Source organism: Clostridium gasigenes (assembly GCF_017348895.1).
In the GTDB taxonomy this organism is placed as follows: domain Bacteria; phylum Bacillota; class Clostridia; order Clostridiales; family Clostridiaceae; genus Clostridium; species Clostridium gasigenes.
The window spans coordinates 2022767-2049419 of record NZ_CP071376.1 but is presented as its reverse complement, the minus strand read 5'-3'; the positions used below and the strand labels follow the sequence as shown (position 1 = coordinate 2049419).

Here is a 26653-nt window from a genome sequence, read left to right as displayed (position 1 = left end):
GTTTCTAGGAGCGTATTTCAAAGGGTATATTATATTTCGTTATACCCTTTGAAATACCATATTTATATAGGTTTAATTAGTTTTCAAAAAACTATATGTGTTTCTTTTCTACCACCTATTATTTATTTATAATAACTAACCTGAGTTTGCTATATGAGTTTATTTAGATTCTAATGTAGAATCTAAATAAACATCATCTCTACATGAATCAATTCTATTATTCCAGTATATATTAGAATCAACATTCTTATCTCTATCCCACGCAATATTACCATACTCATCTATAAAAGCTTCTTTAAATTTATTAATATCCTTTAAAATTTCAAAAACTCCAAATAAATTACTCTTCATATCATAACGTCTTGTCTCACCGTTACTAAATTTTATTATTAAGCTATAATCATCCTGTGGTACTATAACTTCTATTTTTATTCTAGCCATATCTACCACCTATCTTAATGGTTCTATATTAAATAATTCTTTTTGTAGTCTTGCTAAGTACCACTCTTCTTGCAATTCCTCTTGATGCAATGCACCCCAACCAAATAGCATTTTCAATTGTTTATTAGGAATTTCACCTGCTGTCAATTCTATTTCATTTATCTTATTAAATATATTATATCCCATAATATATTTTTGTTAAACAAAAACACTATAAAAAATTAATTCTATAGTGTTTCATTATAATTTCGCTTAACTTCGTTCCGCTTGTATCTGGAAAATTTCTGGTCCTTCGAGCTCCTTATTATAGAAACTCTGTTTTCAGAATTTGCTACCTAATGGTTCTGTATCTGTTTTAATCATTAAATGAACATGATTATCCATTAAACAATAGCAAATAACTTTATAATTAAATTGTATATAATAAGACAACGCTTCTTTTATTATCTTTAAATATATCATTTCGTCTATTTCCTCTAACTGTAACGTGATATATTGCTCCTACATACCATTCACTTTTCCTAGTCATTCATTCCACCTCTTGTTAATCTTTTTTACTAATTATTAACAAGAATTTCAATTTTTAATCTTCCATTACTTAATGATTGGAATTTTCTTCTACCCTGGGTTCCTAGTGAATAGTCAGGACATGATTTGCTGGTCTCACTTGCTATTTGTTAGTTGACTTATTTTTATGTTTTGTATAGAATTAAATTAGTTTTTCAAATTAATCTCTCCTTAGTAGTAATATTTTCTTTAATATTATTATACGAGGAGAGATTTTTTAATTCAAATCTGATTTAAAATCCTAGACAGGAATCTCCGAGGCGCTAGCCCCCCTGAGTTTGCGAACGGAAAAGGTGCTTGCTACGTTGCAACCGTTCCTGTGAGCGAAAGATCAAACATCCAAGGAAAAATCACCATTACAATATTAAATTATGTATTTAATATTAAAAGTAAATACATAATTTAAAATTCACTTTAACCAGTGGATTTATTTATTGTACCATTTCTCAAGGAAAATTTAAACATACTAGATTAATTTTATAATTCCGTAGTTATAAAACTACTAAATTGACGGCATTGACTGACCAGACGTTGCTTTTTTTTCTCTACCTTGAATTTTGCACATAAGTCGTTTAAGTATATAAGATAGAAATATAACTAGCATTACATATATAAATAAAGTTATCATATCATTATTAAAAAAATTAGGATTAACTATTTTTTTAATTAAATATCCTTCAAACAAATACAATTCATATGAATAACTTCCAACTTTCTCTAAAAACAAAGATTTTAAATTAAAATATCTGAGAATAATTATGCTGAAAATAATCAATATCATAAAAAATATATCATATAAGATAAACTGCACCGTATTAAATGGTATGTTTTTAATTATGATTATTCCTAATGACAATATAATCATTGTCGTAATAACTATTTTAAATTTATATTTTTGAATAATTTTTTCACCGTATAAAGCATAAAATGGGCCCATAGGAAAAATAACGGCATGGGTCCCCCATTGAGCGCTTCCGTCACCAGCTATATTAAATATACAAATAACAACTGATATAATGGAAGCACCAAACAAAGCTACAATTTTTAATTTATCATTAAGTATAAATTTAAACACGAAATAGAAAACCACATACCAAGAAATTATAAAAGCTATATACCACATCGTTGAATCAATGGTTCTACTCAAGTCAAACCCTATTATAGCTGTTACTATTAATTTAAACGAATACTTAGCACCTAATAAACTATCAACGAATAACCATAGAATAGTAACTATGCTATATGGTAATAAAACTATCCTAATCCTTTTCGAGAAAAAATTTGATAATCCGTTTTTTTGATATGATTTTGTGAGCCCATACCCAGCTGAAAATAGGAACATTGAAACTCCTATTGTTCCAAAATATTTCATAAATTGAAAATGTCCATATTCCCCGTTTAAGTGACTCAAGATAACCATTATAATAGCTAGTCCTTTTAAATGATTAGTACAAATTTTATCGAAAGAAAAATCTTTTCTTGAGTTATTTTTTTTAATTGAAATAAGAGAAACTAATAAAATTATTATACATAATAAACCAAAGTACATTGTATCCCGTCCTTTTCATTATACTATATTTATCTCTTTAACAAGCCGTCATTCATCTCTATATATTTAATATTATTTTTATAGCTTGTTTCGTTATTTACTCATTATTATCCTCAAATTTCAAATAAATATATATATTAAAACAGCTAACTATAATTGTTGATTAGTCTTAATTTCATCATAATTTACTAAACCACAACAAATTCAGTGTCTGCTAAAAAAATATCCATAGTCATAATCTCCTTATCAATTTTTTTGTTTTATTTTCTTTAACCCTTGGATCATATACTTTAACATTATCTATGTTATATCTATTAAATATACTTAATAATTGTAATGTTGAGATTTCTCTCATATCACCAAAATTTTCTTTATATGTTAATCCTTATTATTCTATCTTAGAATAATCTTTTATATTATTTTATGAATTTTATCAAATACATATCGCAGCATTGCATCATTAACTTCCTTGTACCTACACAGCCTTTACTATTTCCGACCTAATAGGGCTTTTGGGCGTTATACCTGTCACTATCGGAAGTTGCTATAGGTATAAGTAATATTAGTCAATATTTTTTTTCATCTTATTTACTAATTCTTTTACTCCATCTTCACCTAACTCAAAAAAGCTTTTCAAACTAAGCAACTCTTCCTTTTCCATATCCCACCATTTGTATTTAAGTAATAAATCAATAGTTTCTTCGTCAAATCTATACTTAATCACCTTAGCTGGTACGCCTGCAACAATAGCATACGGGGGAATATCTTTTGTTACAACAGCATTCGCCCCTACTATTGCACCATCTCCAATAGTAACGCCTCTTGAAATTACAGCATTACTTCCTATCCAAACATCATTTCCTACGGATGGACCATTCGTATGCTCCCATATATGTTTAAATCCAAATATATTTGAATTTGCATACGTTTTCGGAGATGTAGAAATATAATTAGTAGGATGTTGCCACATACCAATCTGACAATTGAAAGCAATTGAACAAAATTTACCTATTGTACCCGAAACTATCATTGTATTATTATGAACATATGTATAATCACCTATAACTACATTCTCATCTATATAAACATCCCTTGACAAAGAAATATTATTTCCGAACACAACATTTTTGGAAACATACGGAGTTAAAATAGTACTTGTCGGAAATCTTTTTTTATTTATAATTAAGCGACAGTAATCAATTAATGATTTCGGTATTATTTCTCTTATCTTCATATTTCACCTCTTAATTATTATATTAAATTTAAAAACTTTATACAGTCATACGTATATGCTAATTATTTAATTGCTATCATAATCTTCCGTAAGCTATATTGTTTAGTATACCTTCTATATCTATTATAATTTTATTTTCATCTTTATATAGTTGTAATAAATTACATAGCGCCCTTACTCTGTATTCACTATGTAATACTGCTACTATAATTGTAACTAAGTCTTTTAAATCTTCTAGGTTAGTCATTTAAATTCAGTATTCTCTTTCAACCTCACTAGCTTAATCTATTGTCCCTACAACTAAACAATTAACTAAGTATTCTTCAAGTTCGCTTGTTATATCTCTTACTTTAGTGTTTTTAACATCTAGTAAATCTGCCTTAAATGTTATTTCAAGTACATCAACTTTATCCCCTTAACTTTTTTATCTAATTTTATTAATTACTTAATAGTTTCTTCAACAATTAATTTCCCCATCATTTAATTTTCTTCCAGCTACAATATTTCCAACATTCGGAGCCTTTCCTTAATTATGTCCTCTTCCGAGTGGAAGTTGCTAATTAAGTTCTATCTTTTATATATCTACAAGGAATACCTGCGTTTATTGTATATTCTAATACATTCTTATTAACTAAAGCACTTGCTCCAATTACTGCTCCATCTGCAATAGTCACTCCTTTTAAAACCTTAACTCCAGCCCCCAGCCAAACATCTTTCCCTATCTTTACAGGTTTCGATATTAATCCCTGTTCCCGTATTTTATTATCTCTTTCTATTAAATGGTCTGAATCAATAATATAACATTGAGCTGCTATAAGTGTATCATTTCCTATCTCAATAGATTCATTGCAAAATATAATTGTATCTTTCCCTATAGCTACATTATCCTTAATTATAATATTTCCATTACCACTTATACTTACTCCAGGGTATATTACTACATTATTACCAATTGAAATATTCCCACCTTGCAACCTGCATACCCCCATTATAGTAACATTATTCCCACATTCTTTTAAATTTCTTTTGAAATATATTCCTTTTAATTTATTCAATAGCCTTCTCATGTAACTTCCTCCACATTCAATAAATAATTTAGATTTATTTATTGAATTTTTTAATTATTTCATCAACTATATACTTGCTCGCATTTCCATCTCCATATGGATTTGATGCCGTTGACATTGATCTATATACTTCTGAATCTGTTAACAATTCTTTCGTTAAGTTATATATAGTCTCTGTTTCTACCCCTGCAAGCTTCAATGTTCCAGCTAATACACCTTCTGGTCTTTCTGTAGTATTTCTAAGTACTAAAACAGGTTTTCCAAGCGATGGTGCCTCTTCTTGTATTCCACCACTATCTGTCATTATTATATGAGCTTTGTTTAAGAAGTTATGAAAATCTAATACTTCTAATGGCTCTATTAAATGAACTCTTTTATTCTCACCAAATACTTCTTTAGCTATTTCTCTTACTAATGGATTTTTGTGTATTGGATAAACCACTTGAACATCATTGAATTCAGCTAATATCATTTTAATTGCTGTAAACATATTATGCATGTTTGCACCTAAGTTTTCTCTTCTGTGAGCAGTTAAAAGAATCATCTTATCATTACCTAAAGCTTCTATAACAGGATGACTATAATTCTCTTTTACAGTTGTTTTTAAGGCATCGATTGCCGTATTCCCAGTAACATATATGGTTTCTTCATTTTTACCTTCTCTTATAAGGTTAGCTTTTGAATCCTTAGTTGGTGAAAAATGCATCTCAGCAATTACTCCAGTAACTTGACGATTAACTTCTTCTGGATATGGTGAATACTTATCATATGTTCTAAGTCCAGCTTCAACATGTCCTACTGCAACTTGATTATAGAAAGCCGCAAAACTTCCAGCAAGTGTTGTCGTTGTATCACCATGTACTAAAACAATATGTGGTTTTACTTCTTTAATAACCTTATCTAAACTTTGTAAGGATCTAGTTGTTATATCAACTAATGTTTGCCCTTGTTTCATAATATTTAAATCATAATCTGGTGTTATAGAAAAAGTATTAAGAACTTGATCTAACATTTCTCTATGTTGTGCTGTTACACAAACTACATTTTCTATTTCTTCTCTAGATTCTAATTCCTTAACGAGAGGTGCCATTTTAATAGCTTCTGGTCTTGTGCCAAATATGGCCATTACTTTTATTTTGTTCATTTCACCCTCCAACCTTAAATTAAACTATATTAATTGCTAATCTATATTTTATATATTCTCTTCCCAACTGTTATTATATTCCTAGTATCATATATTATTTTATAATTTAATAACTCTTGATTATTCTTAATTTCATCATGGTTTACTAAAACAACAACTAATTCTGTATTAATTAAGAAAGTATCCATATTCATAACTTGATTATCAAACTTCTTTTCTTTAATCATTGGATCATATATTTTCACATTATCAATATTATATTTATTAAATATACTTAATAATTGTAATGTTGGACTTTCTCTCGTATCATCAACATTTTCTTTATATGTTAATCCATATAAACCTACCTTTGAATAATCTTTTATATTATTCTCTTTCATTATTTTATGTATTTTTTCAAATACATATTGTGGCATAGCATCATTAACTTCTCTTGCACCTAATACAACATTTACTATGTCCGGATAATCACCAACTAAAAACCATGGATCCACCGATATGCAATGCCCACCTACTCCTGGTCCAGGTGTTAATATATTAACTCTTGGATGTTTATTAGATATATTTATTAATTCATATACATCCATACCTTCTTTATCACACATTTTAGCTAATTCATTTGCAAAAGCTATATTTATATCTCTAAAAGTATTTTCTACAACTTTACTCATTTCAGCAGTCTTTATATCAGTTACTACTATTTCTCCTTTACAGAATGAATCGTACCATGATTTAACCTCTTCCCCAACTTCTTTGGAGTCAGCACCTATAGTTCTAGAGTTATGTTCTAATTCATAAACCATATTTCCTGGTATTATTCTTTCTGGAGCATGTACTAAATGTATGTCCTCTCCTATTTTAAATCCCTTTTCTTCGATTATAGGTCTAACAAACTTATCCATAGTACCTGGTGATATTGTTGATTCTATAACAAGGATTGTTCCTGGTTCACAAACTTCCAAAACTTGTTTAGTCGCAGCTATAACATACTTAGCATCAATTTTTTTACTATCCTTCATATATGGTGTTGGTACTGTAATTATATATCTATTAGTTACTTCGTATTTTGTTTGGAATTTTATTTTATTTTCTAAAGCTGATTTAAACACTTTCTCTAATCCAGCTTCTTGAAAAGTTAGTCTACCTTCATTTAATGTATTAACTAACTCTTCATTTAAATCAGTTCCAACAACTTCAACACCATTTTTTGCAAACATTAGTGCTGTTGGCAATCCAATATACCCCAATCCTATAATATTTAAATCTTTCACATTTATTCCTCCCCTAATTTCTTATTGTTTACAAATAATTAATCTTCTAAAATTATTTTAATTTTTACTGTTGTTTAATAAATTCATCTATATTTTCAAAACTGTCTGCCTTCTCTTTAATCCATTCTATAGGTTTATTCCACCATTCAACTTTCAATAAATATTCGATTTTATCCTCTGTAAATCTTTGACCTATTTTTTTAGCCGGTAATCCACCTACAATAGTATATGGTTGAACATCTCTAGTTACTGTCGCATTAGCTGCTATAATCGCTCCATCACCTATAGTAACGCCACCCAAAATAGAAACTCCTAATCCAATCCATACATCATTCCCAATAATAACATCATAATCTTTATCTGCTTTTTTATATTCTTCAAACCTTTGTTTTGAAGTAAATGTTAATCCATTTGTTTTTTGTAATGAGTAGAATGCAGGGGAAGTAGATACAAAAATTGATGAAGGATGTTTTCCTGATAATGTTTTCACATCTGAAGCTATACTTGTGAATTTCCCTATTTTAGCTGATATCCTACAATTTTCTCCAATGTAACTTCCATACCCAATATATCCGAAAAATTTAGTATTACCACCTATTCTGTTTGAACCTTCAAATACAGAAGTTCTACCTACATAACTGCTCATTGGTATTTTTACATTCTCACCTCTATACTTAATTTTAACTAAGATTGTATGTATTATTTTTTTAAACCTTTTATACATATTCTCACCTCCCCACTTCTACATAAAAACTATTGTTTAATAATTTTTTTTATTTCTTTAATATTAAAATTTAATGCTAAATTTATAATCAATCCTAATATTGCACATATAGATATACAGATAATTAAAGTTAACCAGCTCGTGATTTCAAAATAAGATTTAATACAATTTGATACTAAACCTACCAACATGACTGATAATATTGATTTAAATATTAATGGATAAAAAGCATACCACTTGGTCTTTAGGCATTTAGCCCCATATATCGGTAGAACTGTAACATCTCTAACTATACCTAATACTACACTAACCCCTGCTATAGCATAAATCCGCAATTCAGTTGTTCTTAATAACATTATTACTATTCCTATATTGGCTACCCCAGTTATAAGAAGACTAATTGCATTTACTTTTACCCTATTAGTAACTACAAATATAGAAGGCATACCACTTAGGCCCACATTTATAGTTAATCCTAAAAGAGTTATTACTGTTAAATTGTATAACAATTTGGCATCTTGAGTTGGTACCCATAAAGAATAGAACTCTTCCCCAAATACCATAAGTATAGCTATTGGTATACTTCCAATTATATTTAGTATTTTAGCAGACTTTTCCACTTCATTTATTAATTCTTTTTGCTTATTTTTTGCATATAACATTGTAAACCTAGGAGCAAATACTCCCATAAAAATATTCATAAAGGTTATTATGAATGCTGGCACTGTTTTTGAGACTGAAAGAACTCCCATATCGTTAGCACCCAAAAATATATTAGCAATTAGTAAGTCAAATCCAACTAAAAGCATTTGACTAAACCTACTAACCGAATTCCATATTCCTGATGAAAAAAGTTCTTTAACTGAATTTTTTTCAAAATACTCTTTTCTTATTGTAATTTGTGGTAATAATTTTTTTGTAAAAAATATATCTGTTATTAAAACTAATAAACTTATTATAAATGTAGTAATTCCTAGATACCACACAGAAGGCTTTAAAAACCCAAATAAAATTATAGTTAATACTATTTTTATAATATTAGACATAATATCTCTGATTGATCCTAAATACAACTTATTTTTAGCAAAAATAGCTATAGTAAAAGTTGATCCAATAACACTTACAAAGAAACTAGAAAAAACAAAAGCAAATAATAGTTTCACATCCCATATTATACCAGTTGGTATTTCTAGAATTTTATCTATAAAAAATATAAATATTATTGTTGGTGGCAATAACAGAATTATGATAATTAAATTAGATATAAATGAAGATGAAAAATACTTATTAGCTTTATCCATATTGTTTTTATGAATATTAATAGTTACAAATCTTCCACACATAGCATTAAGTGTTAATGTGATTAACGATACATATGTTACAAAATTATTAGCTAATCCAACAAATCCAAACGCTTCTGCACTTATAGAATTAATTATATATGGCGTTATAAAAAAAGTTATCATTGTTGAGGCTATAAATGCCATTAAGCTAGCACCCATATTTAATGCAAGTTTATTTTTAAAAATATTAATATTTCACACCTCTTTAAATTTTTATTTATTATTTTTTTAATTTAACTATTCAATATATTCATTTTGCAATCCTAAAATATCAAATGCTTTTTTAAATCTACAAAACCAAGTATGCTCATTTTCAGCCCTTTTTCTTGCTGCTATTTTCATATTTATACGTAATTTTTCTTGTTCTGGTTTTAAGTAAAACTTTGATTTTTCTACAAACTCTTCATTATTTCTATAAAAAATTATTTCTTTATCTTCTTCAAAATGATCTGCTAATTCATCAAAATAAGAACAAATTTGAAGCCCACCCGACATTGGTATTTCAAAATTTCTTAAATGAACTATATTAATTGGATCTTTTAATACACCTGTGTTTCTTGCTTCTGAAATAGATAAAGATAAAGCATATTCAGAAAATATTTCATTTATTCTTTGTAGATTAACTGAACTATTTAATGTTAGATTTGGATTATCTAACATTAATAATTTTTCTTTCACAAACTTTTGTTTTAGTGCTCCCATCATTACTTTCCTACCGACACTATGATATGATAACTCTAATGCGCCCTTAATTAAAGCTGTTCTATTTACTTTGTTAGTGTTTAATTGACTTTTAACATTACCGTATAAATCTAATTCAATATCATTTTTCAATAATATATTTAATTTATTAATTCTAGTTCCATAAGGGGTCCCAGCAAAATTAATTTTATTAATTTCCACACTTTTTTTCATTGTAAACGCAAATGGATTTGCAGCATATGGCGATATTATTGTATTACACTTATATTTTCTAAAGAAGCCCTCTCTATCTATCTGTGATAACATTACCAAATCAAAATACTTCCCAATGTTTTTATGTTTATAATGAGTTATTAAACTATCAAAACATATTAGTAATGTTGGTACTCCATTTTTTTTAATATCTAGAATTGAAGATATATAAATATCATTATGATTATGTGGTGTCATAAATAAGTCATATTTATTTTCCTTTACATTTTCAAGTAATTTCTCATTAGCCTCATCTATATTAGTGTATTCCAACGGATTAAATACTGTTATATTGCAGTTATGTCTTTCAAGCTCATCAAATATATGAACTCGCTGCCATTTATCCATCATCACATCTTTTTCCTTGAAATAATATAATATTTTCATCCTTAAACCTCTTTCGCTAAAATATCATTATAAACTTCTATAAGTTGATTACATACACTATCTTCGCTATATAAACACTTAGCATCTTCTCTTATTTTTTTCTTATTATATTTTTCATAATTCAAATAAATATTTTCCATTGCTTTTGATAATTTACTGATATCATCTATTGGAACTATTAATCCATTATCATCATTAATAATGGATATTGGGCCATCACATGTTGTTCCTATAATAGGTATTTCACATGCTAAAGCTTCAATAAATATTAACCCGAAAGTTTCAAGCCTCGATCCCATTACTAAGCAATGGCAAGAGGAAATAATTTCAGGCAACTCATTTCTAGATATTCCACCTAAAAATCCAATATTATTACTCGAACCTAATGTTTTTGCTAATTCCTTAAGATTATCCATTTCTTGTCCATAACCAATAACTTTTAATTTGCTATTTGGATACTTTTTATTGAATTCTGAAAATCCTTTAACAACAATATCCATACCTTTTTTATATGTTAAAAATCCAATACTTATAAATGTAAATTCTTTATTTTTAGACCCTTTATTATAAAAGTGATTAAAATCAATGAGATTAGGAATATAAATAATATCTTCATTTACATTTTTAATTTGAGATATACACGCACAAAAACTTTTACTTACAGCTATAACTTTACTTGCTGAATCGTACACCTCCTTATGAATTTCTCTTGATTTTTCCATTTCTAAAACTTTATACATTCCCGTTGAATGTTCTGTAATAACAAATGGAATAGAGGTGTACTCACTACACATTTTAGCTAGTATTCCGGCCCCCATAGCAGCATGAGCATGTATAATATCAGGTTTGCCACACCTTTTAATTATTATTTTTATTGTTATTTTATGAACTAATGACATAACCAATTTAAATAAAGTAATATTAATAGGACCTAGCGGTAGAGATAATGTAAATGTATCAATTCCATTTATATTTTCTTCTACTAATCCCCATTTTCTTATTTTTCTAATAGAACGGCAATCAATTGCTAGCACCGTTACTTTAACCCCATTATTTGATAGTGCTTCAAATTGCTCTTTGAAAAAAGTTCCCTTTAATGGTTCTCCCTTAGTTGGATACCATGATGCAATTCCCAAAATTTGCATTTTATTTCCTCCTAAATTATTACTCAACAACTATTACTTATTTTTAATACTTGCTACATATTTTTTGCTCAATTTAATCAAAACAAGCCCTATACCTAATAGTATCCACACTATTTTTCTTTGTTCATTTGCTGAAGAAATAGAAGCTAATATTGGAAAAACTATTATGGTTGAAACTGTAATTCTATTGTAACGTAAATTACATATGTCAATTTTTTTATACTTTATTAAAAAAATTATTAAATTTATTAGTATTATTATAAATCCAATAGTAATACAAATCCCAAAGTCGGAAAATATAAACAATAACATATTATGCGGACCTATTTCTGATATTACATAACTACCGCCCAAACCTGCTCCAAAAATTAAATTTTCTAATCCTAATTGAAATATATTTCTATATATTATATCTCTAGAAGTATAATATCCACCTGAAGAATCAACATTTAAAAACTGTTCAAAAATATTTAAATTAGGTATAACATTGCTTATAGTAATAAAAATTAATACTATAGAAAAAAACAATACTAATATATTCATAATTTTCCTTATATTTATCCTTATTTCAGTTGATAAGCCTATAATATAATACACTATACAAATAATTAAAATGCATATCATTGCCAGTCTCGACGCCGTGTTAATTACTACAAATAAACTCGTTACAGTAATTAATATTTTAAATAATTTATTCTTATTATATTTAAACTCATAATAAATTGTAAAAGGCAAGCTTACTACTAAAAACTGTGCTAAATCATTAGGATTTATAAACACTGTAGCTGGATAATTAAAATTATATTGATTTTTTACATATATAAAGTCAATATTATTAAAAAATAAATACTTACCATTAACTATTTCAATTAAACTCCAAAAAACAATTATTATTGTAAACCATCTAAATATTCTAAAGAATAAATCTAGTTCCTCATTATTAAATGAGGCAATAAATATCATCGTTATACAACAAGTTATTAATGGTAATATTATATTAAATCCTATATAATTGTACTTTCCCCAAATAAGCGACCCAAATGCATAAAAAATAAATATATATATACTTAATATATATATTCCTATATATTTAAATCTTTTCCCTAGTATATCTTTTACAAAATACACTAACAATACTAATGAATATATATTACTTACATTAATATTTCCTATTCCATAAAAAGGACCTATAAAAGTAGCAATAGGAAATAATATTATAAGTATTAACTTTACTTTATCTAATGCCATGTTCTGCTTTAACTTCATATTGGCTATCCCCATATTTCACCTGAACCTCCTACTGAAGTATATTTTATCAATACCTACTATTTTAGATTTTATATATCAAACTAGTTCATAAATCTTCAATTATATAAATAAATTCATAATTAACCATATAAAAATATATTTAATTTAATAAATCTAGATATTCCTTAATTTTTTTATTTGATTTTTATATTCTCTGTTTTTCAATTCAGAAATCATATTTAAATTTCTTTTTTTATCAAACTCACTTTTATCTATTATATCCGTAAGAATTTTAGTAGCTTCATCTATTTTATCTATTGAATATAAATTTTTTTCTTCAATTACTCTTTCTATATTAGATGAATATTTCTCCATAATAACTGAACATCCACAAATTTGAGCATGAATAGAACTTAATGTGCATTGTTTAGGAAAAATACATATATCACTTGCTGAAAAATAATTTTTTAATTCTGAAAAACTTTTAGATGATTCTATAGTAACTTCAACCTTATTTAAAACGCGCTCTTTTCTTTTATTAAATATCTTCATATACTCTTTATCTTGAGGTCCGATAAATAATAGCTTTATTTTTTTACATTCTATATACTTTTTATCGAACTTATCTAGAATATCAAATATTTTATCTGGCATCTTTATATTATCCATCTTTCCTATATAAGAAATTATAATATCATCTTTATGATAACAATATTTTGCTCTAATTTCATTTCTTTTTTGTTCATCAAAAAAGATTATATCATCATTATATCCATGATATAAAAAATCTAACTTATCCTCATTTATACCTATCGCTTTTAAATATTCATATTCTTCTACGCCTAGTGCAAATACCTTATCATACTTTGACGTATTGTTAATTTTTTTCGCAAAAAATATTTTGAATAGTTTATAATACATTTTTCTAAATTTATTTTGTGATGCTACCCAAGACATATGGCAATCTCTTACTATCTTATAATCTTTTTTATTTTTCCACAGTTGCAAATCTTTAAAATCACCTATTCCATGAAAGTATACTAAATCCGGATTTATACTGTCTATAACTTTATATAAATCTTTCATTATTACTCTTGTTGATATTATCAATTTTGCTGATAATCTTATTATTTTTATTCCTAATTCTTTTTCGTATTTTTTATCAATTTTAATATCCACATCTTTATGAAATGGTTTCATACAATTAGACGTTATTATATAAACTTCATCCCCTATTTTTGATCCCGCTCTAACTAATTCATTAATCTGATACCCTGCCATAGGATCAAAATAATCCTCAACATGAATAATTTTCATTTTAATCCTCCATCCACTTATAGCATTTTCCAAAACACATATTCCAATTTAATTCATTATGTATTAAATTTATTGCTTCTATATTGTCATTATTATTTTCATCATTAACTATCGCCTTGATTTTTTCATATAAAGTAATATAATTATCTGCATTATAATAACTAGTTACATTTAATTCATCACTAAATCTAATCAATGATGGATTATCACTCGTTATTACTTTCATACCTAATTGCAAATAATCATATAATTTATTAGGTATAGTATAGTCAGTAGCTAAACTTCTACAATGCGGGACTAATCCACATTTATATCTACTTAATACTTCAGGTAGCTTTTCTATATTAACTGCCTCAAAAAATCTTATATTATTGTTCAAACACATTTTATTCACTATATTTCTATAATAATTAATTATATCTATTTGATTTTCGAAATAATATATATCGAAAATTATATTTATTCCCTCTTTACTACATTTTTCGATTGCCTCTATTACTATGTCTATATCTCTTATTTTTCTATTTATTGTTCCTATATACACTAAATCAAATTCTTTAGATCGTGTTATAAAAATTCCAGATTTTTTTAAAGGTACATTTTCTAAAATATAATAATCCACTTTACTTAAGTTATGTTTTTTTATAATATATTCTGCTGAACATTCTGATACAAATATGCATCTTTTAAATTTTTTTAAAGCCTTACGCTCATAATAATTAGCAATAATATTAGTCAATTTACTAAATGGCTTTTTCATTAAAACTTCCAGCACTTCTGGAAAATTATCGCAAACATCTATATAACTCTCATATTTATGATTACTTCGCATAAATCCGCTTATCATTATGTCTCTACATATTAATTTTTCTGGATTAATATCTTTTATTACCTCTCTAATCTTTATATTTCTCCAAAAATTAAAAGGTATATTACTTGGTAAAAAACTCTTAATATGATAAAAAGATATATTTTTGCCTATTTCATTATATAATGATTTAGTAACACCAATTTTATTTTCAACACTATAGATAATATTCACATGATACCCTTTATCTATAAATGATTTTATCCATTTATCTTGCCTAATGTCTAAATATTTACTTGGTTGGACAATAACTATATTTTTCATAAAACTCCTATTAATTCATATTATATATTTTAATCTAACATGTGTCTTCAATATATCTTCCTTGGACCTACTATTATTTTCTCCATATAAAGTTATTAATTACACCTGTATAACCTTGAATAATATTAACCACCTTCATCGCTACATTTATATCTGTATAATCTTGCACTTTAACTGTTTCTTCACCTAATTGTTTTTGTCTTGTTATTAATTCCATTGCTTGTATTATGGTATCTGATGTTATTCCCCCAAGTATTACTGATCCCTTATCTATAGCTTCTGGTCTTTCAGTACTTGTTCTTATAGATACTCCTGGGAATTCCATTATGTTTGATTCTTCTGCAAGTGACCCTGAATCTGATAATACACAGAACGAATCTTTTTGAAGTTTATTATAATCATAGAACCCAAATGGTTTAAGTTGTTTTATGTTTTCGTGGAACTTAATCTTCATTGATTCTATTCTCTTCCAGCTTCTTGGATGAGTTGAATATATAATTGGCATATTATACTCTTCTGCTATTTCATTTAATGCATTAGTTAAGCTTATAAAGTTTTCATCATTATCTATATTTTCTTCTCTATGAGCACTTACTAAAATATACTTTCCTTTTTGTAAGCCTAATGTATCTAATACATTGCTTTCATCAATTTTATCCATATATTTATGGAACACTTCTGGAAGTGGTGAACCTGTTACAAAAGTATATTCTTTTCTCATTCCTTCTGATAATAAATATCTTCTTGCATGTTCTGTATAAGCTAAGTTAACATCACTTGTACAATCAACTATTCTTCTATTTATTTCCTCTGGAACATTTTGATCAAAACATCTATTTCCAGCTTCCATATGGAAAACAGGAATTTTTAATCTTTTAGCTGATATTGCAGCTAAACAACTATTAGTATCACCTAATATCACTAAAGCTTCTGGTTTTTCTTTAACTAATATTTTATAACTTTTGGCTATTATGTTTCCCATTGTCGATCCAAGATCGTCTCCAACAACACCTAAAAAATGATCTGGTTCTCTAAGTTCTAACTCTTTGAAAAATACATCGTTTAATGTATAATCCCAGTTTTGTCCTGTATGAACTAATATATGTTCAAAGTACTCATCGCACTTTTTAATCGTTTCTGCAAGTCTTATTATTTCAGGTCTTGTTCCTACTATTGTCATTACCTTAAGTTTTTTCATTATAATTAAACCTCCAACCAAATTGTATCAGGAATTTCAGGATTAAATACTTCATTAACCCACATAACTGTTACCATATCTGCAATACCTTCATTCACTATGCTATGAGTATATCCTACAGGAATATCAACTACTTCTAGCCTTTCTCCACTTACTCTATACTCTATAACGTCTTCACTACCTGGTTTTCTAAATCTAACAACTCCATTTCCACTAACAACTAAAAACTTTTCATTTTTTGTGTTGTGCCAATGGTTCCCTTTAGTTATTCCGGGTTTTGATATATTTATAGACACTTGTCCTCTATCAGAAGTTTTTAAAACTTCCGTAAATGATCCTCTATTATCAACATTCATCTTTAATAGGTAACTAAATTTATCTTCTGGAAGATAGCTTAAATAAGTGCTATATAACTTTTTAGTAATTTCACTCCCCATGTTAGGAATCATTAAATTTGTTCTGCTTTCTTTAAATGAATTTAGTAAATCAACTATTTCACCTAATGTTATTTTATGTTCTGTATCTACACTAACATATCCAGACTTAGATGACCTATTATTCATAGTATTAACTAAGTTTCTAACTACATCATCTATATAAACTAAAGTCATTTCTATACTTGAATCAGATATAACTACGTCTTCACCCCTAGCTATGTTATGACAGAAAGTAGCTACTGCTGAGTTATAATTAGGTCTACACCATTTACCAAATACATTTGGTAATCTATAAACAAATACTTTTGCACCACTTTCAACCCCATAATTTAAAAGAGCATCTTCCGCACCTTTTTTACTTTTCCCATAAGCATTATCTAAATCAGCTTGTATAGATGAGGTTATTAATATAGGTGTGTTTTTATTATTATCTTTTAAGATACTTATTATTTCTTCTGTTAACCCTGTGTTACCTTCAAAAAACTCTTTTTCATTTTTAGGTCTATTGACCCCTGCTAAATGAAATATAAAATCTGATGATAATACACCATTAACTAATTCTTCTTTTGAATTTTCTTTATCTATAGTAATTATTTCATAATCTTTTAATTCATTAAACTTTTCAACTAAGTTTTTCCCTATAAATCCATTAGCCCCTGTTATTAATACTCTCATTGTCTTCACCTCTTTTTATACTAATTTATCTGCTTCTACTTCCATTAAACCATCTTTATTAAATTTAGCTAACTCTTCTTGAATATAAGAAAGTTTTAATAACATTTCTTTAACTTGCTCCACATTTACTCTGTTTGTGTTATCTGAATTATATTCTTCTTGATAAGTTATCTCTTCATTTCCCTCTGTAAAATACTTAGCATAGTTTAATCCTCTATTATCTGAAGGGATTCTAAAATAATTCCCTCTATCTTCAGCTTTAACAAACTCTTCTTTTGTTAATAAAGTTTCATAAGCCTTTTCTCCATGTCTTGCTCCAATTACCTTTATTCCAACCTTTGAGTTAAATAATTCTTTTAATGCAGTTGCAAGTTCTAAAACTGTGCAAGCTGGTGCTTTTTGAACAAATATATCTCCTTGCTGTCCATGTTCAAAAGCATATAAAACTAAATCTACTGATTCTTCAAGTGACATCATATATCTAGTCATATTTGGATCTGTTACAGTTAAATCTTTTCCTTCTCTCATTAAATCAACAAATAAAGGAATAACTGAACCTCTTGAAGCCATTACGTTCCCATATCTAGTTCCACAGAATACTGTTTCACCATTTCCTGCTGTTCTTGCTCTTGCTATCATAGCTTTTTCTGCCATAGCTTTTGAAATTCCCATTGCATTTACAGGATAAACAGCTTTATCAGTACTTAATAATATAACATTTTCTACATTGTTGTTTAAAGCTGATTTAAACACGTTATCAGAACCATTTACATTAGTTTTTACAGCTTCCATTGGATAAAATTCACAAGATGGAACTTGTTTTAATGCAGCTGCATGAAAAACATAGTTAACACCTTTCATAGCATAATCAATACTATCTAAATCTCTAACATCACCTATATAATATTTAACCTTATCACTTTTTATAACTCTTCTCATATCATCTTGTTTTTTCTCATCTCTTGAGAAAATTCTTATTTCTTTTATATCCGTATTTATAAATCTTTCAAGAACAGCATGGCCAAAAGAGCCTGTACCCCCTGTTATTAATAAAATTTTATTTTTAAACATAATATTATATCTCCCCTTATTGCGTAATAATAATTGTTTCTAACTTATTTAATAATCTTTCTCTTGTAAAATTAGCTTCAAAAAATTCTTCACCATTTTTTCCAAGTTTTTTCCTTTCATCGCTCCCCATATTATATAAAGCCACAACATTTTCGTGTAATTTTTTATAATCTTCTGCTTCACCAACTAATCCACAACAACTTTGTTTAATAACGTCATTACCCTCACCACTAATTGCTGCTATTATTGGTTTACCTGCAGCCATATATGATTGGACCTTTGCAGGCAAAGTAGCTTTCAATATATCATCACTAGCCAGTGTAACTATTAAGCCATTAGCCTTTGAAAAATACATTGGCATATCCTTGGCAGGTTTTCTTCCTAATATATAAACTGTTTCTTCTAATGAATACTTCTTAACTAAGTCTTTTATATTTTCAAATTCACTTCCATCTCCGATAATCTGCCATTTAATTTTTTTATTATTTTTAGCTAGCTTTGCAGCTTCTATTATTGTACTTACACTTTGTGCCTTTCCTATATTACCAGCAAATGTTACTGTTAATAATTCACCTTCTAATTCCATATTATAATATTCATTTTCTTTTCTATAAAACTCTTCTGCCCACTGAGGTAGATAGGTTATCTTTTCTTTTTTCATCCCCCTATCAATTAACTTATCCTTAAATCCATTTGATGTAATTAATACATTATCGAATGAATTATAAATTTTCATACATATTTTATCAAGAATAGATTTAACCTTCTCGCTACTAACTTCTTTTATACAATATAAGCTTTCTGGCCACAAATCTTGTATATATATAGTAGATGGTATTTTCTTAATTTTTGATATTATAATTCCTGGAATAGCTAAAGTTATAGGCGATAATTGAAAAACAAATACCCTATCATACCTATTGAACAACAACCCCACTGTAGCAACGCTTGCTGATACAGTATAAGATATGTAATTTAATGCTAACTTTATAAATCCATCTTTTCCTCTAGGTATTATAGGCACCCTTTTTATTTTTATTCCTTTATGTTCTCTCTTTCCTTTTTTTAAAAATGAATACCCTTCATAAAATTTTCCATAAGGATAATTTGGTATTCCAGTTAAAACTTCTACATCATGTCCCTTTTCAATTAAACCTTCACATATATCATTTATTCTAAAGTCTTCTGGCCAAAAATACTGCGTTACAACTAATATTTTCATACATTCACCAAACCTATTCTATTTTTTCTATACTGATAACTCTTCTTTTTTTTCTTCTATAGCTCCATCAGTAACACCATGAACTTTTACAACTCTATATAAAGTCAAAAATATTATCTTCAAATCAAACATAAAGCTTCTCTTATCTAAATATTCCTTATCAAATCTAACTTTTGATTCTAGTGTTATTGTATCTCTACCATTAATCTGCGCCCATCCGCTAAGCCCTGGAACTAACTTATGAATCCCCATCGAAGTTCTAGCTTCTTTCAAGTCATATTGGCTATATAGCGCAGGTCTTGGCCCCACTATACTCATTTCACCTTTTATTATATTTAATAATTGGGGTAATTCATCTAAACTTACTTTTCTAAGGCTTTTACCTATTGGTGTATAAAAGCTATCTGTATCATTTAATAAATGTGTTGGTACATTTGGTGTATCTATTCTCATTGTTCTAAACTTATAAATTTTAAATTCTACATTATCTTTTCCTATTCTTCTTTGCTTAAATAAAACTGGTCCTTTTGATGTAATTTTCACTAATATTGATACAATTAAAATTACTGGAGAGAAAACTATAATTGCTATCAAACTCATTATAAAGTCAAAAATTCTTTTCATTATTACCCCTCCCTTTTTCACTTCTATTTACTTATTCTTTTGTATGTTGGTACTACTTCTGCTAATTTACTTCTTAGTTTTTCTTTATTATCCGTTCTACTTATTTCTTCTAATTCACCTATCAACGTCTTAATTGTTTCTATTTCAAATTCACCAGGTTTTCCTATAAATATTTTCTCATGTTTTGTCTCTATTAACCCTTCTTCATCCATAAGAAGTTCTTCATATAGTTTTTCTCCTGGTCTTAGCCCTGTTACTTCTATTTTTATATCTTTATGTGGTTCAAGCCCTGATAGTTTTATAAGATTTTCTGCTAAATCATATATTCTAACTGGTTTCCCCATATCTAAAACAAAAATTTCTCCCCCATTTGCATAAGCCCCTGCTTGAAGCACAAGTTGCGCGGCTTCTGGAATTAACATGAAATATCTTGTTATGTTTTCATCAGTTAATGTTATTGGTCCACCAGCTGTAATTTGATTTTTAAATAATGGTATAACTGACCCATTACTTCCAAGGACATTTCCAAATCTTACTGCTACAAACTCTGTTTTACTTTTATTATTTAGCGCTTGTGCTATCATTTCACATAATCTTTTAGTAGCTCCCATAACATTCGTTGGGTTAACTGCTTTATCTGTAGAAATAAGTACAAACCTTTCTACTCCATATTCATCTGCACATTCTGCTAAATTCAATGTTCCAACAACATTGTTTTTTATAGCTTCTTGTGGGTTAAACTCCATTAATGGCACATGTTTATGCGCTGCTGCATGAAAAACTACTTGAGGCTTATATGTTTCAAATATTTCTTCAAGCCTATTTTTATCTCTTACAGATGCTATTAAAACATCTTTATCTAAATCTTTCATATTTCTTGTTAATTCATTTTGTAAATCATAGGCACTATTTTCATATATATCTAATATTATTAACTTCTTTGGTGAAAATTTAGATATTTGTCTGCAAAGCTCCGATCCAATAGATCCCCCTCCACCAGTTACTAATACTACTTTATCTTTTATATATTCACTAATACCATCTTTATCTAGCTTTATTTCTGGTCTTCCAAGTAAATCTCTTAAATCAACATCTCTCATTTGATTAAGCCTAACTTCTTCATTTAGAAGTTCACCTACACTTGGCATTATTTTCATTTTAATCTTAGCTTCTTGGCAAATATTTATTATTTCTTTTTTAGTTTCAACATCTAATGATGGAATTGCTATAAGAACTAAATCTACATGTTTCTTAGATATTATTTCTAAAATATTATTTATACTTCCTAAAACCTTAAATCCATTTAAGTATGTATTAATTTTATTTTTATTATCATCAACTAATCCAATTAAATTATATTGTGATGCTTTTGCACCTCTAATTTCTCCAATAAGAATTTGCGCATAATGCCCTGCTCCTATAATTAACACATTTTCTTTTCCATCTGTTTTAAATGCATTAACATATGTTATAAGCCTTCCAAGAACCCTATAAGAAAGTCTTAATCCAATTATTAATATTATTATAAATAAACATGCAAGCATTGTTACAACCCTTGGAACTCTATGCGGTAATAGTTCCATAAATAAAAAGTTTGTTGCACCAGCCAAAGCACAAGCTGTTACCCCATGTATTACTTCATCTATTCCTGCTATTCTCCACATACTTTTATACATTTTAAAAATTGATAGTGCTATAACATAAATAGCTATAATTATAGGTAAGGTATTTATATATATATCAATATGTTCCGATCTTACATTAAATTCATATCTAATATAAAAACTAAGTAAATAAGCTACATTGATTAAAAATATATCTATTAATATAAGTAACAAGCATTTTATTTTTTTACCTTTCCCCACGTTTTCATCTCCTAACTTGAAATGTGTTTAAAAAATCCCTAAAAATTTCTTTTTCTTTTCTTTTATTGTCTTCCCCATAAAACTTATTTCTTTATTTTCTATAGCCGCTTGTCCATTTTCTTTAAATATATCTACATAATCATTACTAATCTTCCTTATCGCAGTTATTCCATCAGTTAAATTAGTATCTCTTTTTTCATCTCTGTGCCCATCAGAGCCTATAAAGCTATACAATTTATTTTCTAAAAACATTTCTGCTATTTTTTTCACATCTTTCCCAAAATATCCCACCAAACTTCCTGAGTTTAATTGGAATAGGAATCCTTCTTTTATAAACTTATTTATTAATATTGGATTCTTTATAAATGGAATATAACGTTCCGGATGTGCAAGTATTGGTACGAGTCCTTTTAATTGCAACTCATATATATTATCTACAACTTCCGAAATGTTAAACTCTTTTATTGGAAGCTCTATTAACATATATCTCGAATCATTTATTGTGCTTATAAATCCTTCATTATAATGGTCTAAAATATTTTCTGAGTAGTAAACTTCTTGTCCACTATATATTTCAATATTTATATTATTTTCTTTTGCAAGAGTTTTAACATCTTCTAATCTTTCGCGAACTTCAGCAGATGAAGCTTCCCACACTCCTCTATAGAAGTGTGGCGTGGCTACTATTTTAGTTGTTCCATTTGCTTTGGCTATTTTAAGCATATTAAGTGTCATATCTTTTGATTTTGATCCATCATCTATATTCCATATTATGTGTGAATGTAAATCTACCATTACTTTTTCTCTCCATAATAGTAATAATACTTATTTCTTTTATTATCTACACCATTAAGAACAGTTCCAATTATATGTGCATTAACTTTTTTAAGTAAGTTAATTGAATTTTGAACTGATTCCTTTTTTGTTTTTTCTGCTTTAACCACAAGTATTACACCATCTGCTTTTGCTCCTAATATTTGCGAATCTGTTACTGCTTGAATAGGTGGAGTATCTAAAATAATATAATCGAATATTCCTTGAAGTTCACTAAGCAGTGCTGTCATTGCTTTTGAACCTAACATTTCTGATGGGTTTGGTGGTATTTTTCCTGATGTTAAAACAGTTATATTTTTCTTATATCTTGTTGCTGCATTTTCTATAACTTCTCTTCCTATAAGAACATCTGATAACCCCATAATATTTGATATTTTAAACCTTTTGTGTAAACTTGGTTTTCTTAAATCACAATCTATTAAAATAACTTTTTTTTCCCCTTGGGCAAGAGACATTGCAAGGTTTCCTGCTGTTGTAGTTTTCCCTTCACCGGGTTCTGAACTTGTAACAACAATTACTTTATATTCTTTATCAAATGAAGAATATTGAAGGTTTGTTCTTAAAGTTCTATAGCTTTCTGCTGCTATTGATTTTGGCTTTGTTTCTACTATAAACATATCTTCTTCCTCCTCTAATCTTCATCTATATTTGGTATAACACCTAAAACTGGTATTTCTAACATTCTTTCAAGTTCATCTTTGCTTTTAAATGTATTATCTAAGAATTCTAAAAGGAAAGCTAAGCCCATGCTTACCATTAACCCTAAAATAAATGCAATTGCTATGTTCATTTTTTTATTTGGACTAACTGGATTTTCTGGAAGCTCTACAGTTTCAATAATTCTTATGTTACCATTTGGAACTAATTGTTTTGAAGTAATTATAAATTCATCTGTTACTGCTTCAATTATTTGCTTAGCATCATAATTGTTACCAGTCTTAAATTTTATTTGTAAAACTTGAGTATCTGCAACTGGAACAACTGTTATTCCTGCAAGTACATCACCTTCATTCAAATCTGTTCTAACATTTTCTAAAGCTCTATTTACTAAATCCTTAGTTTTTATTGTTTCTGAATATGTCTTCATAAGTTTTTGGTACATTTGTATATCATTACTATTATAAGCTTCGCCTTTGCCTTCTTCTTTACCTATAAAAACTTTAGTGCTGGCTTCATATTGTGGCTTAATTAAAAAGAAACTTACTAGCCCAGATATTAATGTAGCTATTAAAGTAATTAAAACTATCATTATCCATCTTTTCTTCAATGCTTCTATTAAGTCACCAATTCTTATTACTTCTTCTTCCAATATTTTCACTCTCCTGTTTAATTTTCTTCAATTTTCTTTTATATTTCTTTCATTATAACATCTATACTTATATTTTTGTACATTTACAACATATATTTTCGCAAATTTAGACAAATATATTCAAACACAAACAACTCTTTATAATTTGCATAGAATCTTTAATTTTTTATAATTATCTTAATAATAATAGTGACTACTTAATCTTTCTAATCTTCATCTATATTTGGTATAACCCCTATAACTGCTATTTCTAATTCTCTTTCCATTTGATCTTTTGATTTAAAAGTATCATCTAAAAATTCTAATAAAAATGCTAGTCCTAACCCTACCATTAATCCAAGTAAAACTGCAATTGCAATATTCATTTTTTTATTTGGACTAACTGGATTTTTAGGAACTTGTACATCTTCTAATATTTGAATATTTCCATTAGGAACTAATTCACTAGATAACTCTATAAATTGGTCTGTAATGGCACTTACTATTTTTTTTGCGTCATTTGGCATCTCACTCTTAAACTTTATTTGTAATATTTGAGTGTCTGCTAGTGGAACTATAGTTAAGTTGCTTAAAAGTTTTTCTGGCTTTATATCAACATTTGAGTCTTTAATTGCTGCCTTAGCTAAATCTTTTGTTTTAATAACTTCAGAATATGTTTTCAAAAGTTTTTGATACATAATTACCTCATTATTATCATAATCTTTAACTTTAGCTTTTGTTTCTTCTTTTCCTATAAACACTTTAGTACCGGTTTCATATTGTGGCTTAATCAAGAAAAATGTTCCTATTGCAGATAACAAGGTTGCTGTTAGGGTACATATAAGTATTAATTTCCACCTTTTTTTTAAAGTATCTAAAAGTTCTTGTATATTTATATTTTCTTTCATAATTCCCCCTAAAATTCTCATATGTTTAATTGCAATGATATTCATTATAACATAAATTAAAATAATTGTTTTTGAGATAATTAGTTTAAATTGGAATTATTTCAAATTAATTTATTTTATATTTTTAAAAAAATTTGATTTTTTTAAAAAATGTATTTATATTCTATATTTTAAATTAGTTATTAAATAAAATTGTTTTTTTATTTACAAAAGGACTTTAGTCCTTTTACTTATTGTCGCTTTTTGTATTGTTATTGTTTTCATCTTGCAAATCTATTTTTTTTTAATTTAATTGTGTTTTTTTCTATTAAATCATTCTTATAAGTTAAAAGTTAACACTTTGTTCATTTTATTATTTGTTATATATTATTTAAGGCGATAATTATTTTCTATTCCTATTATTTCTACTGTATAACTTCTTATCATTTCGTAAATCCTACTTCCAACAGCTTCATCTATCTTTATAATATCCGATATTGTTAATTCTGTTGAAATTATCATAGGTAGATTATTCATATACCTATAGTTAATAATTTCAAAGATTATATTTAGCTCCGATTGAGTTCTTTGACCTTTAAATAGATCATCTATTAATAGCACTTCTATTTTTCTGTATTTATTTAATGTATTGTTATATATTTCTGAATCTAAAATGTTTTGTTTTATGCCCATAATTATATCTCTGTAAGGCATATATATAACTTTTTTCTTTTTCCTAATTAAGTTGTTTGCAATTGCTATAGATAAATGTGTTTTTCCACAACCTGGATTTCCACAAAATATTATTGAGTTTGATCTTCTCTCTCTAATACTATCAAAATCTTTAAAATAATTTACTGCAGTATTTTTCATAGTCTCTACCTTTTCATTCCAAGGTTTGAAAGTTGTAAAATTTAATTTACTACTTTCTAAAGTTAAACCAGCATCCTTCCACCCATGATTTTTATCATTTTGCATTTTATTGTAACATTCACATCTATAAGCACAATTTCTTTTATCTTTTATATA

The 26653-nt window shown here is 27.3% G+C and carries 26 protein-coding genes and 1 pseudogene; all 27 read right to left on the bottom strand.

Annotation, left to right across the window (positions count from 1 at the left end; translation table 11 throughout):
* Window positions 1-159: 159 nt before the first annotated feature.
* The 27 genes and pseudogenes from J1C67_RS09655 to J1C67_RS09530 all read right to left on the bottom strand — a co-directional run bounded on the left by J1C67_RS09655 (window position 160) and on the right by J1C67_RS09530 (window position 26602).
* Complete coding sequence (locus J1C67_RS09655; protein WP_167867391.1) at window positions 160-441, bottom strand: DUF2442 domain-containing protein; 282 nt, start codon at window positions 439-441, stop codon at window positions 160-162.
* A gap of 9 nt (window positions 442-450) precedes the next feature.
* Window positions 451-627, bottom strand: a complete 177-nt coding sequence (locus J1C67_RS09650; RefSeq protein WP_167867390.1) for a DUF4160 domain-containing protein — start codon at window positions 625-627, stop codon at window positions 451-453.
* Window positions 628-1510: 883 nt separating this feature from the next.
* Window positions 1511-2557, bottom strand: a complete 1047-nt coding sequence (locus tag J1C67_RS09645; RefSeq protein ID WP_167867389.1) for an acyltransferase family protein — start codon at window positions 2555-2557, stop codon at window positions 1511-1513.
* A 232-nt stretch (window positions 2558-2789) separates the two neighbouring features.
* A pseudogene (locus tag J1C67_RS19865) lies at window positions 2790-2930 on the bottom strand (Rossmann-fold NAD(P)-binding domain-containing protein); the annotation flags it as partial.
* A 189-nt stretch (window positions 2931-3119) separates the two neighbouring features.
* Window positions 3120-3791 carry a CatB-related O-acetyltransferase gene (locus J1C67_RS09640; RefSeq protein ID WP_167867388.1) on the bottom strand — a complete coding sequence of 224 codons (672 nt, stop codon included), beginning with the start codon at window positions 3789-3791 and terminating at the stop codon, window positions 3120-3122.
* A gap of 76 nt (window positions 3792-3867) precedes the next feature.
* Window positions 3868-4038 (bottom strand): hypothetical protein, encoded by a 171-nt coding sequence (locus tag J1C67_RS09635; protein WP_167867387.1) that lies wholly within the window; start codon window positions 4036-4038, stop codon window positions 3868-3870.
* A gap of 313 nt (window positions 4039-4351) precedes the next feature.
* Window positions 4352-4858, bottom strand: a complete 507-nt coding sequence (locus J1C67_RS09630) for an acyltransferase (RefSeq protein WP_167867386.1) — start codon at window positions 4856-4858, stop codon at window positions 4352-4354.
* A 34-nt stretch (window positions 4859-4892) separates the two neighbouring features.
* Window positions 4893-6002 carry a non-hydrolyzing UDP-N-acetylglucosamine 2-epimerase gene (gene wecB, locus J1C67_RS09625; RefSeq protein WP_167867385.1) on the bottom strand — a complete coding sequence of 370 codons (1110 nt, stop codon included), beginning with the start codon at window positions 6000-6002 and terminating at the stop codon, window positions 4893-4895.
* 41 nt (window positions 6003-6043) lie between these two features.
* The gene (locus tag J1C67_RS09620; RefSeq protein WP_167867384.1) at window positions 6044-7273 is read right to left on the bottom strand and encodes a nucleotide sugar dehydrogenase; all 1230 of its coding nucleotides are present in this window, start codon (window positions 7271-7273) and stop codon (window positions 6044-6046) included.
* A gap of 64 nt (window positions 7274-7337) precedes the next feature.
* Window positions 7338-7997: a CatB-related O-acetyltransferase gene (locus J1C67_RS09615; protein ID WP_167867383.1), complete on the bottom strand. Its 660-nt coding sequence runs from the start codon at window positions 7995-7997 to the stop codon at window positions 7338-7340.
* Between the two features lie 29 nt (window positions 7998-8026).
* Window positions 8027-9499, bottom strand: coding sequence for a lipopolysaccharide biosynthesis protein (locus J1C67_RS09610; protein WP_279286204.1), 1473 nt, complete (start codon window positions 9497-9499; stop codon window positions 8027-8029).
* 78 nt (window positions 9500-9577) lie between these two features.
* A complete protein-coding gene (locus J1C67_RS09605) occupies window positions 9578-10681 on the bottom strand; it encodes a glycosyltransferase family protein (RefSeq protein ID WP_167867381.1) in 1104 nt (367 codons plus the stop codon).
* Window positions 10682-10683: 2 nt separating this feature from the next.
* The gene (locus J1C67_RS09600; RefSeq protein ID WP_167867380.1) at window positions 10684-11826 is read right to left on the bottom strand and encodes a glycosyltransferase; all 1143 of its coding nucleotides are present in this window, start codon (window positions 11824-11826) and stop codon (window positions 10684-10686) included.
* Between the two features lie 33 nt (window positions 11827-11859).
* Complete coding sequence (locus J1C67_RS09595) at window positions 11860-13092, bottom strand: O-antigen ligase family protein (RefSeq protein ID WP_167867379.1); 1233 nt, start codon at window positions 13090-13092, stop codon at window positions 11860-11862.
* A gap of 156 nt (window positions 13093-13248) precedes the next feature.
* Window positions 13249-14391: a glycosyltransferase gene (locus J1C67_RS09590; protein WP_167867378.1), complete on the bottom strand. Its 1143-nt coding sequence runs from the start codon at window positions 14389-14391 to the stop codon at window positions 13249-13251.
* Window position 14392: 1 nt separating this feature from the next.
* Complete coding sequence (locus tag J1C67_RS09585; protein WP_167867377.1) at window positions 14393-15523, bottom strand: glycosyltransferase family protein; 1131 nt, start codon at window positions 15521-15523, stop codon at window positions 14393-14395.
* Window positions 15524-15596: 73 nt separating this feature from the next.
* The gene (gene wecB, locus J1C67_RS09580) at window positions 15597-16721 is read right to left on the bottom strand and encodes a non-hydrolyzing UDP-N-acetylglucosamine 2-epimerase (RefSeq protein ID WP_167867376.1); all 1125 of its coding nucleotides are present in this window, start codon (window positions 16719-16721) and stop codon (window positions 15597-15599) included.
* A 5-nt stretch (window positions 16722-16726) separates the two neighbouring features.
* Window positions 16727-17833 carry a capsular polysaccharide biosynthesis protein CapF gene (locus J1C67_RS09575; RefSeq protein WP_167867375.1) on the bottom strand — a complete coding sequence of 369 codons (1107 nt, stop codon included), beginning with the start codon at window positions 17831-17833 and terminating at the stop codon, window positions 16727-16729.
* A 15-nt stretch (window positions 17834-17848) separates the two neighbouring features.
* Window positions 17849-18904 (bottom strand): polysaccharide biosynthesis protein, encoded by a 1056-nt coding sequence (locus J1C67_RS09570; protein WP_167867374.1) that lies wholly within the window; start codon window positions 18902-18904, stop codon window positions 17849-17851.
* Between the two features lie 16 nt (window positions 18905-18920).
* Entirely contained in the window at window positions 18921-20126 is a 1206-nt protein-coding gene (locus tag J1C67_RS09565; RefSeq protein WP_167867373.1) for a glycosyltransferase family 4 protein, read from the bottom strand.
* Window positions 20127-20153: 27 nt separating this feature from the next.
* Complete coding sequence (locus J1C67_RS09560; protein ID WP_167867372.1) at window positions 20154-20750, bottom strand: sugar transferase; 597 nt, start codon at window positions 20748-20750, stop codon at window positions 20154-20156.
* A 23-nt stretch (window positions 20751-20773) separates the two neighbouring features.
* Window positions 20774-22615, bottom strand: a complete 1842-nt coding sequence (locus tag J1C67_RS09555) for a polysaccharide biosynthesis protein (protein ID WP_167867371.1) — start codon at window positions 22613-22615, stop codon at window positions 20774-20776.
* Window positions 22616-22642: 27 nt separating this feature from the next.
* A complete protein-coding gene (locus tag J1C67_RS09550) occupies window positions 22643-23410 on the bottom strand; it encodes a tyrosine-protein phosphatase (RefSeq protein WP_167867370.1) in 768 nt (255 codons plus the stop codon).
* Window positions 23410-24066 (bottom strand): CpsD/CapB family tyrosine-protein kinase, encoded by a 657-nt coding sequence (locus J1C67_RS09545; protein WP_167867369.1) that lies wholly within the window; start codon window positions 24064-24066, stop codon window positions 23410-23412. The genes J1C67_RS09550 and J1C67_RS09545 overlap by 1 nt, the downstream gene beginning before the upstream one ends.
* A gap of 14 nt (window positions 24067-24080) precedes the next feature.
* On the bottom strand, window positions 24081-24758 hold the full coding sequence (locus J1C67_RS09540; RefSeq protein WP_167867368.1) for a YveK family protein: 678 nt from the start codon (window positions 24756-24758) through the stop codon (window positions 24081-24083).
* 206 nt (window positions 24759-24964) lie between these two features.
* Window positions 24965-25645 carry a YveK family protein gene (locus J1C67_RS09535; RefSeq protein WP_207253587.1) on the bottom strand — a complete coding sequence of 227 codons (681 nt, stop codon included), beginning with the start codon at window positions 25643-25645 and terminating at the stop codon, window positions 24965-24967.
* Window positions 25646-26011: 366 nt separating this feature from the next.
* Entirely contained in the window at window positions 26012-26602 is a 591-nt protein-coding gene (locus J1C67_RS09530) for an ATP-binding protein (protein WP_244980272.1), read from the bottom strand.
* Window positions 26603-26653 lie beyond the last annotated feature (51 nt).

Coding starts and splice junctions, on each gene's coding strand:
- J1C67_RS09550 (WP_167867370.1), bottom strand. CDS start 23,410: ATGGTAGATTTACATTCACACATAATATGGAATATAGATGATGGATCA.
- J1C67_RS09600 (WP_167867380.1), bottom strand. CDS start 11,826: ATGCAAATTTTGGGAATTGCATCATGGTATCCAACTAAGGGAGAACCA.
- J1C67_RS09605 (WP_167867381.1), bottom strand. CDS start 10,681: ATGAAAATATTATATTATTTCAAGGAAAAAGATGTGATGATGGATAAA.
- J1C67_RS09610 (WP_279286204.1), bottom strand. CDS start 9,499: ATGGGTGCTAGCTTAATGGCATTTATAGCCTCAACAATGATAACTTTT.
- J1C67_RS09630 (WP_167867386.1), bottom strand. CDS start 4,858: ATGAGAAGGCTATTGAATAAATTAAAAGGAATATATTTCAAAAGAAAT.
- J1C67_RS09655 (WP_167867391.1), bottom strand. CDS start 441: ATGGCTAGAATAAAAATAGAAGTTATAGTACCACAGGATGATTATAGC.
- J1C67_RS09615 (WP_167867383.1), bottom strand. CDS start 7,997: ATGTATAAAAGGTTTAAAAAAATAATACATACAATCTTAGTTAAAATT.
- J1C67_RS09635 (WP_167867387.1), bottom strand. CDS start 4,038: ATGACTAACCTAGAAGATTTAAAAGACTTAGTTACAATTATAGTAGCA.
- J1C67_RS09595 (WP_167867379.1), bottom strand. CDS start 13,092: ATGAAGTTAAAGCAGAACATGGCATTAGATAAAGTAAAGTTAATACTT.
- wecB (WP_167867385.1), bottom strand. CDS start 6,002: ATGAACAAAATAAAAGTAATGGCCATATTTGGCACAAGACCAGAAGCT.
- J1C67_RS09530 (WP_244980272.1), bottom strand. CDS start 26,602: ATGCAAAATGATAAAAATCATGGGTGGAAGGATGCTGGTTTAACTTTA.
- J1C67_RS09640 (WP_167867388.1), bottom strand. CDS start 3,791: ATGAAGATAAGAGAAATAATACCGAAATCATTAATTGATTACTGTCGC.
- J1C67_RS09560 (WP_167867372.1), bottom strand. CDS start 20,750: ATGAAAAGAATTTTTGACTTTATAATGAGTTTGATAGCAATTATAGTT.
- J1C67_RS09590 (WP_167867378.1), bottom strand. CDS start 14,391: ATGAAAATTATTCATGTTGAGGATTATTTTGATCCTATGGCAGGGTAT.
- J1C67_RS09575 (WP_167867375.1), bottom strand. CDS start 17,833: ATGAGAGTATTAATAACAGGGGCTAATGGATTTATAGGGAAAAACTTA.
- J1C67_RS09535 (WP_207253587.1), bottom strand. CDS start 25,645: ATGAAAGAAAATATAAATATACAAGAACTTTTAGATACTTTAAAAAAA.
- J1C67_RS09565 (WP_167867373.1), bottom strand. CDS start 20,126: ATGAAAATATTAGTTGTAACGCAGTATTTTTGGCCAGAAGACTTTAGA.
- J1C67_RS09545 (WP_167867369.1), bottom strand. CDS start 24,066: ATGTTTATAGTAGAAACAAAGCCAAAATCAATAGCAGCAGAAAGCTAT.
- J1C67_RS09570 (WP_167867374.1), bottom strand. CDS start 18,904: ATGTTTAAAAATAAAATTTTATTAATAACAGGGGGTACAGGCTCTTTT.
- J1C67_RS09645 (WP_167867389.1), bottom strand. CDS start 2,557: ATGTACTTTGGTTTATTATGTATAATAATTTTATTAGTTTCTCTTATT.
- J1C67_RS09585 (WP_167867377.1), bottom strand. CDS start 15,523: ATGAAAAATATAGTTATTGTCCAACCAAGTAAATATTTAGACATTAGG.
- J1C67_RS09650 (WP_167867390.1), bottom strand. CDS start 627: ATGGGATATAATATATTTAATAAGATAAATGAAATAGAATTGACAGCA.
- wecB (WP_167867376.1), bottom strand. CDS start 16,721: ATGAAAAAACTTAAGGTAATGACAATAGTAGGAACAAGACCTGAAATA.